At 65.6% G+C, this 10,718-nt stretch carries 9 protein-coding genes and 1 riboswitch; of the genes, 3 read left to right on the forward strand and 6 right to left on the reverse strand.

The annotated features are described in order from the left end of the window. The first annotated feature begins 155 nt into the window (after positions 1 to 155). Positions 156 to 305, forward strand: a riboswitch (FMN riboswitch). Between the two features lie 113 nt (positions 306 to 418). After that, positions 419 to 1,396 carry an EamA family transporter gene (locus JWQ89_RS05720; protein ID WP_299639186.1) on the forward strand — a complete coding sequence of 326 codons (978 nt, stop codon included), beginning with the start codon at positions 419 to 421 and terminating at the stop codon, positions 1,394 to 1,396. A gap of 138 nt (positions 1,397 to 1,534) precedes the next feature. Here the strand turns inward: JWQ89_RS05720 and JWQ89_RS05725 are convergent, their stop codons facing one another. The 4 genes from JWQ89_RS05725 to JWQ89_RS05740 all read right to left on the reverse strand — a co-directional run bounded on the left by JWQ89_RS05725 (position 1,535) and on the right by JWQ89_RS05740 (position 5,988). After that, positions 1,535 to 2,647, reverse strand: coding sequence for a Gfo/Idh/MocA family oxidoreductase (locus JWQ89_RS05725; RefSeq protein ID WP_299639187.1), 1,113 nt, complete (start codon positions 2,645 to 2,647; stop codon positions 1,535 to 1,537). A 294-nt stretch (positions 2,648 to 2,941) separates the two neighbouring features. Beyond that, entirely contained in the window at positions 2,942 to 3,850 is a 909-nt protein-coding gene (locus JWQ89_RS05730) for a sugar ABC transporter substrate-binding protein (RefSeq protein ID WP_299639189.1), read from the reverse strand. Positions 3,851 to 3,938: 88 nt separating this feature from the next. Continuing rightward, positions 3,939 to 4,952, reverse strand: a complete 1,014-nt coding sequence (locus JWQ89_RS05735; protein ID WP_299639191.1) for an ABC transporter permease — start codon at positions 4,950 to 4,952, stop codon at positions 3,939 to 3,941. A gap of 259 nt (positions 4,953 to 5,211) precedes the next feature. Next, the gene (locus JWQ89_RS05740) at positions 5,212 to 5,988 is read right to left on the reverse strand and encodes an ATP-binding cassette domain-containing protein (protein WP_299639193.1); all 777 of its coding nucleotides are present in this window, start codon (positions 5,986 to 5,988) and stop codon (positions 5,212 to 5,214) included. Between the two features lie 212 nt (positions 5,989 to 6,200). On the opposite strand from JWQ89_RS05740, the gene JWQ89_RS05745 reads away from it, so the two are divergent. Then, positions 6,201 to 7,046, forward strand: a complete 846-nt coding sequence (locus tag JWQ89_RS05745; RefSeq protein WP_299639195.1) for a MurR/RpiR family transcriptional regulator — start codon at positions 6,201 to 6,203, stop codon at positions 7,044 to 7,046. A gap of 3 nt (positions 7,047 to 7,049) precedes the next feature. Here JWQ89_RS05745 and JWQ89_RS05750 read toward each other — a convergent pair whose 3' ends face one another. Together JWQ89_RS05750 and iolG are read right to left on the reverse strand one after the other, a co-directional pair. Next, a complete protein-coding gene (locus tag JWQ89_RS05750) occupies positions 7,050 to 7,877 on the reverse strand; it encodes an SDR family oxidoreductase (protein WP_299639198.1) in 828 nt (275 codons plus the stop codon). Positions 7,878 to 8,174: 297 nt separating this feature from the next. Continuing rightward, entirely contained in the window at positions 8,175 to 9,158 is a 984-nt protein-coding gene (gene iolG / locus JWQ89_RS05755) for an inositol 2-dehydrogenase (protein ID WP_299639200.1), read from the reverse strand. A gap of 251 nt (positions 9,159 to 9,409) precedes the next feature. On the opposite strand from iolG, the gene iolC reads away from it, so the two are divergent. Continuing rightward, the coding region (gene iolC, locus JWQ89_RS05760) for a 5-dehydro-2-deoxygluconokinase (protein ID WP_299639202.1) at positions 9,410 to 10,718 on the forward strand (1,309 nt) is incomplete at its 3' end.

The following is a 10,718-nucleotide window of genomic DNA, read 5'->3' on the forward strand; positions in this document are numbered from 1 at the left end:
CCCCCCCCCCGTTGGGGGGTGGGGCCTGGGGGGGGGCTCCACAGCCACCAGATGGTCAGTCGCCCCCCGCAAGCCCACCCCCGGTTCCCTCCATGTACCCGCTTGCGCCGACCCCGCCCGAGGTCTATCTCACCGGTGTCGGCCAAATTCGGCCGGCAAGTTCTCAGGGCGGGGTGCAACTCCCCACCGGCGGTAAATGGGCGAGAGCCCAAAGCCCGCGAGCGCCTCGGAAGCAATTCCAAGGGTCAGCAGATTCGGTGCAACTCCGAAGCCGACGGTCATAGTCCGGATGAAAGAGAACGGGAAATTACGCTGGCTCTGTCGGCGCGGCACCTCATCCTGAGGATCACCGCGCCTTCATTCCCCATCGCGATTCCCCCGTAACCCTGAGGAAACAGGCTACGGAAAGGATCGTTCGATGAGCCAGGTTTCCTCGACTACCAACTCTGCCGCGACCGGCGCCGCCTTCATGCTGGTGGCCGCGCTCGCCTTTGCCGGCTCCAACCTGCTGCAATCGGTGCTGCCGACACCCGTCCAGTATGGCGGCTACGGCATGAGCTCCACCGGCATGGCGTTCTGGCAATATGTCATTGCCGCCATCCTCGGCCTGCCGCTGATCCTTCGCATCGGCGTCCAAAACCTCCGCACCAGCCATCCGCTGGCGCACGAGATCCGGGCTTTCGTCTCGGCGCTCGGGGTCCATGTCTTCGTCTACGGTTTCGCCTCGGGCGTCCCCATCTGGCAGATGGTGACCCTGCTCGCCACCGGTCCGCTCTTCATCATCCTCGGCTCGACCCTGTTCCTCGGCGAACGCGCCTCCACCGCCCGCATCGCTGCGGCGCTGCTCGGCTTTGCCGGCGCCATCATCGTCTCGGGCGTCGGCACCGAAAGCCTCGGCTGGACGACGCTCGTGCCGATCGTCGCCGCGGCACTGTGGGGGACGACGGACGTCCTCACCAAGTATTTGGCGCTGAAAGGCGAGAGCCCCGAGACGCTCACCATCTCGCTGCTCGTCCTCGTGACCCCGAACCACCTGCTGATCCTGCTCGCCGTCTGGGGCCTCGGCATCGTCACCCCCGGCCTCTTGCCGGCCGGCATTGCCAACAATGTCTTCGCGCTCCCCTCGGGCACTGCGCTGTGGCTGCTGGCCCTGCTCGGTGCGCTCACCGCCGCCGCGCAGTATCTGCTGGCCTATGCGTACAAGGTGGCCGACGCGACCTACCTCCAGCCCTTCGGCGACAGCAAGGTACCGCTGAGCGGCCTCCTCGGCTGGGTCATCCTCGGCCAGGTCCCGTCGGTCTGGTTCTGGCCCGGCGCTGCGCTGATCGTTCTCGCCTCGGCCTTCATCTACTGGGTGGAAAGCCGGAACCGCACGCCGACCCTTGCCACGGCCTGAACCTTGTCGCCGGCCTATCCGCCTCTGCCTTCTCCCCTTGTGGGAGAAGGTGGCCGATAGGCCGGATGAGGGGTCCGCAGCCGAAGGTTGCGCGATCGGCGCGGGCGACGATCGACCCCGCGCGCCGAGAGCGCGCCGCTAGACGCCCACCCACTTTTGCTCCCGATGGCTCTGCGCCATCGCATGCACCGCCCGCTCGATCTCGAGCCCTTGTTCGAACCCGACGATCTGCGCCGCCTCCCCGCCGATCGCCTTCAGCAGCTCGTGGCACTCGATGATCTTCAGCTCATTGAACCCCAGTCCATGCCCAGGCGCCGGGATGAACCGCTCATAGGGCGCATGCACCGGCGCCGTGAGGATGGTGCGGAACCCCTGCTCGCTCGCCCGGTCGCTCGCCGTAAAAAGCTGGAATTCGTTCATCCGCTCCTGGTCGTACGCGATCGTCCCCTTGGACCCGAACACCTGCATCGCGATCCGCCCCTTGCGCCCCCAGGCGGAGCGATCGAGCGCCATCACCCCCGACGCGCCGTTCCGCAATTCGAGCAGCACCGAGGCAATGTCGTAAGTCTCGACCTTCCGCCGCCCGCCATCCCGGCTCGGCCGGTCCGCATAGGGCATCGCCAGCTGCGCCATCACCCGGCGCACCCCGCCGAACAGGAACTGCATCAGGCTCAGCGGATGCACCCCGAAATCGTCGAGCGCCCCGAAGCCGGACGAGGCCTCGCTCTTCCAATAGAACAGCGCCTCGGGGTCGGCCATGAAGTCCTCGTCCATCTCGAACCGCACATGGTTCACCTCCCCGATCGCGCCCTCCTCGAGCAGCCGCCGGATATGGCGGATCACCGGGTTCTGGATGTAGTTGTAGCCGAGCGCCGTGACCTTCCCCGAAGCCCGCGCCACCGCGGCCATGCGCTCCGCATCGCCCAGCGTCACCGCCATCGGCTTCTCGCACCAGACGTGCTTGCCCGCCTCCAATGCCGCAATCGCCATCTCGGCGTGAAAGGCATTCGGCGTCGTCACCGACACTACCTCGACCTCCGGATCGGCAACCAGTTCCCGCCAGTCCGACGTCGAGCGCTCGAACCCAAACTCCTCCGCCCGCCGCGCCGCCAGCTCCGGCGACACCTCCGCCAGATGCACCAGCCGCGGCCTCGGCCCCTCCCCGAACACCGGCTTCACCGCATTCCAGGCGAGCGCATGGCACTTGCCCATATAGCCGGTCCCGATCAGTCCGACGCCGATGCTGGTCATCTAATTGGGTTCCCTATCCACGATCTCTCAGTCGTCATCTCCCCCTTGGCGGGGGAGAAGCGAAAACTTGGACTTGGCGCAGCTAAGTCCTTAGTTTTCGCAAGAGAGGGGGTCTTGGGAGGCACCGTGGCTCTGCACCCCCTCTCTTGCGATTTCTAAGGCTTGGCGAAGTGCTAAGCCCAAGAAATCGCTTTCTCTCCCGCAAGGGGAGAGATGACCGAGAGATCGTACCTCACCCCCAACAAAAAGCGCCCGGAGCCAAAGCCCCGGGCGCCAGTCCCTTCGCGACAGCCCCTACTGATAGTCCGCCGCATTATCCTTCGTAACCAGCACCGTCCCGGTGTCGATCCACGGCTCCAGCGTCTTGCCGGCCTTCAAGTCCACCAGCGCCTGGATGCCGAGGCCACCCATGTTGCCCGGCGCCTGCGCCACCGAGGCCGTCATTTCGCCCGCCAGGATCGATGCCGCCGCATCCGGATTGGCGTCGAACCCGACGACCATCACGTCCTGCAGCTTCGCCGCTGCCTTCAGCGCTTCCACGGCGCCCAGCGCCATGTTGTCGTTGCTGCCGAAGATGCCCTTGATGTTGGGATTGCCGGCGAGGATGTTCTCGGTCACGGCGAGCCCCTTGGCCCGGTCCCACTCCGCCGTCTGCTCGGCGACCACCTTGAGCCCGCAGCCCTCGAGGCCCTTCTTGGCGCCCTCGGCCCGCGCCTGCCCGGTCGACTGGGAAATCAGGCCCTGGAGGATCGCCACTTCCGAGCCCGCCGGCAGGTTCTTGCACATGTAGTCGGCTGCGAGCGCGGCGCCCACTTCGTTATTGGTGCCGATGAAGGTTGTGCCTTCATTGGTGCCGCGGGTATCGACAAACACCACCGGGATGCCGGCGGCCTTGGCCGCATCCACCACCGGCGCCAGCGCGTTGGGATCGGTGGGCGCGAGCGCGATGCCGTCCACCTTCTGCGCGATCAGGTCTTCGATCTGGGTGATCTGTGCCTGCACGTCGGACTCGGCAGGCGGGGCCACGACGATAACGTCGACTCCGAGTTCGGCGCCCTTGTCCTTGGCGCCCTGCTCGACCGCCGCCCAGAACGGATTGCCCGCACCCGGGCCCTTCATGCCGAGCACATAGGCAGCATTGGCCGAACCGGCCATGGCGAGCAGCGCACCCAGCGCCACGCCCGTGAGAAGCAGTTTGTTCATTGCGATGGTCCTCCCTGAACCTCTTCCGTCTCCGGTCTTTCAATGCGCATCCGGAGACCTGATGCGCACCGTGAACTCTCCCACACCCCTATCGCCGCACCGCCGCCCTCCGCCGCAGCACGTCGATGTAAACCGCGATGATGATCACCAGGCCGATCAGGATTTGCTGCCAGAACGCCGAGACATTGTTGATGTTGAGCCCGTTGCGCAGGATCCCCATGATCAGCACCCCCGCCAGCACCCCCAGCACCGTGCCGCGCCCGCCGAAGAACGAGGCCCCGCCGATGATCACCGCGGCGATCGCATCGAGCTCGATGCCGATGCCCGCATTGGGAAAGCCCGAATCCGTCCGCCCGGCCAGCAGCAGCCCCGATAGCCCCGCCATGAAGCCCGAGATCATGTAGACCACCACCAGGGTGCGATCGACATTGATGCCCGAGACCCGCGCCGCATGCGGATTGCCGCCGATGGCGAAGATATGCCGGCCCATGTTCGTCTTCTCGAGGAAGAACCACAGCCCCACCGCACAGACCGCCACGAGGATCAGGCTCGCCGGCAACCCCGCCGGCGGCGGCAGACCGAAGCCGAAATAGGCCTGCCCGATATAGCGCACCTCCGGCTGCAGCCCCGAGATCGGCGCGCCGTTGGAGATGAGATAGGTGAGCCCGCGCGCCACGTTGAGCGTGCCGAGCGTCATGATGAACGGATGCGGCAGCTTCAGCACCGTCAGCCCGATGCCGTTGACCCAGCCGACCGCCAGCCCGATCGCCGGCCCGATCAGCAGCACCAGCGGCCACGGCACCCCGGCTTTCGACGCCATTGCCAGCGCCACCATCGCCAGCCCCATCACCGAGCCGACGCTGAGATCAATGCCGGCGGTGACGATCACCACATACATGCCGAGCGCCAGCAGCGCCAAGGACGCGTTCTGCTTCAATATGTTGGTAAGGTTCTGCGCCGACAGGAACACCTCCGGCTTGATCGCCGCCAGCACCGCCATCATCACCACGACGACCAGGACGATGCCGTAGACCTCGAGGAATTTCGACATGCCGGGTCCTCTCAGCGAGAAGCCGGTCTTGGTGGCGGGGGTGTCGCTCATCGCAGCACACCCCACAAACTCGATGTCATCCCAGCGAAAGCTGGGACCCAACTATCAGCAGGCGCGGGGGGCGAAATGCGCTGGGACGACGTCGCGTTTGAGGGAACAATGAGGCTCATTTTCCCCTCACCCACTGGGTCATCTCCCGCGAAAGCGGAGACCTCTGTTTTCGCGCCTGCAGCTCGATCGCAAGCGGAGGTTCCCGCTTTCGGGGGAATGACGCCGTGGCTGGGGTGCGTCCTGCTCAACTCCACCCCCCTCAATGCATATTGTCATGAGCCAGGGACGTCGTGTGGCCCTTGGTGCCCATGATCCAGCCGATGACCTCGTTGCGCGACGTTTTCGGCAGGTCCGCCTCGGCGAAATTGGTGCCCTGGTAAAGCGCCATCACCCGGTCGCAGCAGTAAAAGATATCGTCCATTCGGTGCGAGATGATGATCACCGCCACCCCGTGCTGCTTGAGCGAGCGCACCAGGTCGAGGACCTTGCCCACCTCCTTGATCGCCAGCGCCGCCGTCGGCTCGTCCATGATCACGAGCTTGGCGTCGAACGCCGTGGCGCGCGCAATCGCCACCGCCTGCCGCTGCCCGCCGGAGAGATCCTCGGTGTTCTGGTCGACCGATTTCACATGAATATGCAGCCGGTCGAGATGGTCCGACGCCATCTGCCGCGCCCGCTTGTGGTCGACGATGGTCAAGGGTCCAAACTTCGTTCCCGGCTCGCGGCCGAGATAAATGTTCTCGTAGATCGGCATGTTCCCGGCGAGCGCGAAGTCCTGGTAGACCATCTCGATGCCGAGCCGCTGCGCGTCCTTCGGGCTTCCGAACTTCACCGGCGCGCCGTTGAACACCAGTTCGCCCTCGGAGGGGACGAACAGCCCGCTGAGGATCTTCATCAAGGTCGATTTGCCGGCGCCATTGTCGCCGACCACCCCCAGCACTTCCCCTGGCGCGACGTGGAAATTGACGTCGCGCAGCGCCGTGATGGCGCCGAAATACTTCGAGATCCCCTTGGCTTCGAGCAGCGCTGCCGCCATCGCCTGCGGTCCTCCCCGACTTGTCTGCGACCTCGTTCTCATTGAGATGGAACGAATGGTGCCGCATTCCCTGTTGATGGAATATTTATTCTATTCTACGGTAGATCGTCAAGCGTTGTTGGCGAACGTGGGCGGACTGGCAGAAGTTCATGGACTTTGCCTGTCCTTTTGTTGGACTTTGCATCGACGAATGCATGCATTTTGAGGCCGGAATGGACGACGGGGACATCAAACTGGACGACGCCGCGCCGCGGGACTTTCCTGCACTGCGCGCGCTGATCGCCGCCCGCGCCCCGACCCTGCCGCGCCGCCTCACCCAGGTCGCGACTTTCGCGCTCGACAACCCCGACGACGTTGCCTTCGGCACCGCTGCCAGCGTCGCGCAACGCTCCGGCGTCCAGCCGTCTACCCTCGTCCGCTTCAGCCAGGCCCTTGGCTATCAAGGCTTTTCCGACCTGCAGGACGTGTTCCGCGCCCGCCTCCGCGATCGCGTCCCGAGCTACGAGGAGCGCCTGAAGCAGCTCCGCGAGCACGGTGGCGCATCGAAATCGGGCCTCCTGCTCCAGGGTTTCGCCGACGCCGCCGAGCGCTCGGTCGCCGACCTGCGGCTCAAGCTCGACCCGGAAACCCTTGATAAAGCAGTCGAAATCCTCGCCCGCGCCGAGACCATCTACCTCGTCGGCCTCCGCCGCTCCTTCCCCATCACCAGCTACATGGCCTACGCCCTGGGCAAGCTCGGCGTGCGCAACATGCTGGTCGACGGCATCGCCGGGCTGGGCGCCGAGCAGATCGGCTTCATCTCCCCCCGCGACGCGGTCCTCGCCATCAGCTTCACCCCCTATGCCAGCGAAACCGTCACCCTCGCCCACGCGGCAAAAGCCCGCCACGCCAAGGTGGTCTCGATCACCGACTCGATCTTTAGCCCCATCGCCCCGATCGCCGATGCATGGCTGGAGATCGTCGAGGCGGATTTCGAGGGGTTCCGGTCGATGGCCGCCACCATGGCGCTGGCCATGACGCTGACCGTCGCGGTAGCGAGCCGGCGCGGCGAGAAGTAGGGGCTAGGCCTTCTTCACCGGATATCCCAGCGCCCCGCCGGCACTTGCGCCCACCACGGTCTGCTCGAACTCGACGCACGACCCGGTCATCGGCGCCGATTCCGGGCTGCCCAGGAAGGCCACGAGGCGCGCCACGTCCTCGGGCTTGATCAGCTTGCCGAACGGGCGGGTGGGCTCGGCCTTTTCCAGCCAGTCGTCCGCCGCGTCATGGAACTTCTTCAGCGTCTCGTGCTCGCCGGGCGTATCGGCCCAGCCGAGGATGATGCCGTTGACCCGGATGCGCATCAGGTTGACCGCGTTGGCGGTATTCTTGGTCAACGTCATCAGCGCCCCCTTCGACGCACTGTAGGCGGCGAGGTTGGGCGAGCCGATATAGGCGTTGACCGAGAGGATATTGACGATCGTCCCCTCGGTGCGCTCGCGCTGCATCACCCTGATCGCGTCCTGCATCAGGAAGAAAGGCGCCCGCACATTGATGGCGAACATGCGGTCGAACAGCTCGAGATCGGTGTCGAGAATGGTGCCGCGGTCGGTGAGGCCTGCGATGTTGGCGAGGAGATCCACCCGGCCGAACGCCGCGTCGGCGGCCGGAATGACCTTGGCCACGGCTGCCGGATCGGCCAGATCAGCTTCGACGAAGATCGCCCTGGTGCCGGCCGCATTGAGCGACTTAGCAACCGCCTCGCCCTTCTCCGCCCGCCGGTCAACCAGCACCACGCCCGCGGCACCGCGTTCGGCGACCAGCCGCGCCGTCGCCTCGCCAATGCCTTGGGCGCCTCCGGTGACAACGGCGATCTTGCCGGCGAACTGGGCGGAAGGCGAAACGGTCATGACGGGACTCAATCGAGGTAAGGAAAGCGGCCGGACACTAGGGAGTTGAGGGACGTAAGCCAAGGGGGATCGTGAGGGGCCAGTCGCTCGTCGCCTTGCTCCGATCGCGCATCGCAAGCGATGCGACACCCCTCATCCGCCCTTCGGGCACCTTCTCCCTCAAGGGGAGAAGGACGATCACTGAGAAATCTCAGTCGGGACTCCCTTCTCCCCTTGAGGGAGAAGGTGGCGCGTAGCGCCGGATGAGGGGTCCCGTTCGCAAGGCGAACGGCCTTGAGGGCGAAGGCCCGAAAGGCACTAGACCCGCACCACCTCACCGGTCTGCGAGCTCTTCGTCGCGGCTTCCGCCAGTTTCTGCGCCTGGAGCCCGTCCTGCCCGGAGGGCGTCGGCGTAGCCCCCTTCTCCATCGCGTCGATGAAGCTGTTCACCTCGGCCGTGTAGGCGGCGACGTAGCGGTCGATGAAGAAATTCTGGATCACGTCCTGCGTGAAACCCCCGCCATCCGCCCGTTCCAGCGTCGTCATGTGGACGTTGCCGGCGCGCAGCATGCCTTTCGAACCGTGCACTTCGAGCCGCTGGTCGTAGCCGTAGGTGGCGCGGCGGGAGTTGGTGATCACCGCGATCTTGCCCGAGGCGGTCTGCATCTGCACTGACGCGGTATCGACGTCGCCGGCGACGCCGATGGCCTTGTCGATCAGCGCGCTGCCGAGCGCATGCACGGTGACGAACTCTTCGCCGACGAGGAACCGTGCCATGTCGAAATCGTGGATCATCATGTCGCGATAGAGCCCGCCCGAGCGCTCGATATAGCTCACCGGCGGCGGCGCGGGATCGCGCGAGATGATGGTGACGATCTCCACCTCGCCAACGTCGCCCTCCCGTAAGCGCCTCTGGAGGCTCGCGAAATTCGGGTCGAACCGGCGGTTGAAGCCGATCATCAGCGGCACGCCGGCCGCCTTCACCACCGGCAGGCAGGCCTCGATCCGCTCGACCGACAGGGAAACCGGTTTCTCGCAGAGAATGGCCTTCCCCGCCCGCGCCGCCTGCTCGATGAGGTCGGCATGCGTGTCGGTGGGCGTCGCGATCAGGATGGCCTCGACATCGGAGGCAAGGATCTCGTCGATCGAGGCGACCTTGGCGCCGACCGTCGCGGCGAGCGACACGGCCGCCTCGGGGATGGCGTCGGCCACGTAGGCGACGCTCGCCCGGCTTGAGTTGGCGATCGTCCCCGCATGCACCTTGCCGATACGTCCTGCGCCCAGGACAGCAAACCTGACCAATTCAATTCTCCCCGATGAACGGATGTTGACCGCATCCTGAACTGCAAATCCATGCATTCCACGGTGCCGAATGGCGCAAAAGTCTGCCGAAAAGTCATGAACTTCTGCCAGCAGCGCGCGATGCAGCCCGGGGAACGCCCCTTATGGAACGTTCATTCCGAAAGCTGCAAAATCGGAATTGACGTTTCATTCGCGCGAGGGATACAACGGCCGCTGAAAGCTGTCCAGTCAGAGACTACGCGGGGGAGATCATGGCGGAGCCCGGGCTCGATGTCATCACCATCGGGCGCTCGTCGGTGGACCTCTACGGCCAGCAGATCGGCAGCCGGCTCGAGGATATCGGCTCGTTCGCCAAATCGGTCGGCGGCTGCCCCGCCAATATCGCCGTCGGCACGGCCCGGCTGGGGCTGAAATCGGCGCTCATCACCCGCGTCGGCGCCGAGCAGATGGGCGACTTCATCAAGGAGCAGCTCCGCCGCGAAGGCGTCGAGATCGCCGGCATTGCCACCGACGAGGAGCGGCTGACGGCGCTGGTGCTGCTCGCCGTCGAGGCGGAAGGCGTCTCGCCGATGATCTTCGTGCGCACCGATTGCGCCGACATGGCGCTGAGCGAAGCCGATATCGACGAGGACTTCATCCGCTCGGCCAGCGCCATCGTGGTGACCGGCACGCATTTTTCGACTGCCAACGCCGAGGCCGCACAGTTGAAGGCCATCAGCATCGCCAAGGCGGCCGGGCGCAAGGTGGTGTTCGATATCGACTATCGACCCAATCTCTGGGGCCTCGCCGGCCACGCGGCCGGCTTCGAGCGCTACGTCAAATCGGACTACGTATCGGCCAAGATGCGGCCGGTGCTGGCCGATTGCGACCTGATCGTCGGCACCGAGGAAGAGGTGCTGGTGGCAGCCGGCGAAAGCGACCTGTTGCAGGCGCTCAAATCCATCCGCGCCGTCACTGACGCCACGGTGGTGCTGAAGCGCGGCGCCAAGGGCTGCATCGTCTATGACGGCGAAATCGGCGACGACCTTGAGCGCGGCATCGTCGGCAAGGGCTTTCCGATCGAAATCTACAACGTCTTGGGCGCAGGCGACGCCTTCATGTCGGGGTTTTTGCGCGGCTGGCTGAAGGGGGAGAGCCACGAGACCTCCGCCACCTGGGCCAATGCCTGCGGCGCCTTCGCGGTCTCCCGCCTGCTCTGCGCGCCGGAATACCCGAGCTGGACCGAACTCGACTATTTTTTGAAACACGGCAGCAGGTTCAAGGCGCTGCGCAAGGACGAGGCGCTGAACCACCTGCATTGGGCGACGACGCGCCGGCAGCAATGGCCGCGGCTTACCGCGTTTGCCATCGATCACCGGAAGCAGATCGAGGACATCGCGGGCACCCGCACCGACCGCATCCCGGCGTTCAAGGTGCTGGCGGTGAAAGCCGCGGCCGAGGTTGCCGATGGGCGCCCCGGCTTCGGCATGCTGCTCGACGACAAATGGGGCCGCGACGCCCTGTTCGCCGCCGGCTCGACCGAACATTTCTGGGTCGCCAGGCCGGTCGAACTCCCCGGCA

Origin of the sequence: Devosia sp., assembly GCF_028290645.1 — a bacterium.
Lineage (GTDB): Bacteria > Pseudomonadota > Alphaproteobacteria > Rhizobiales > Devosiaceae > Devosia_A.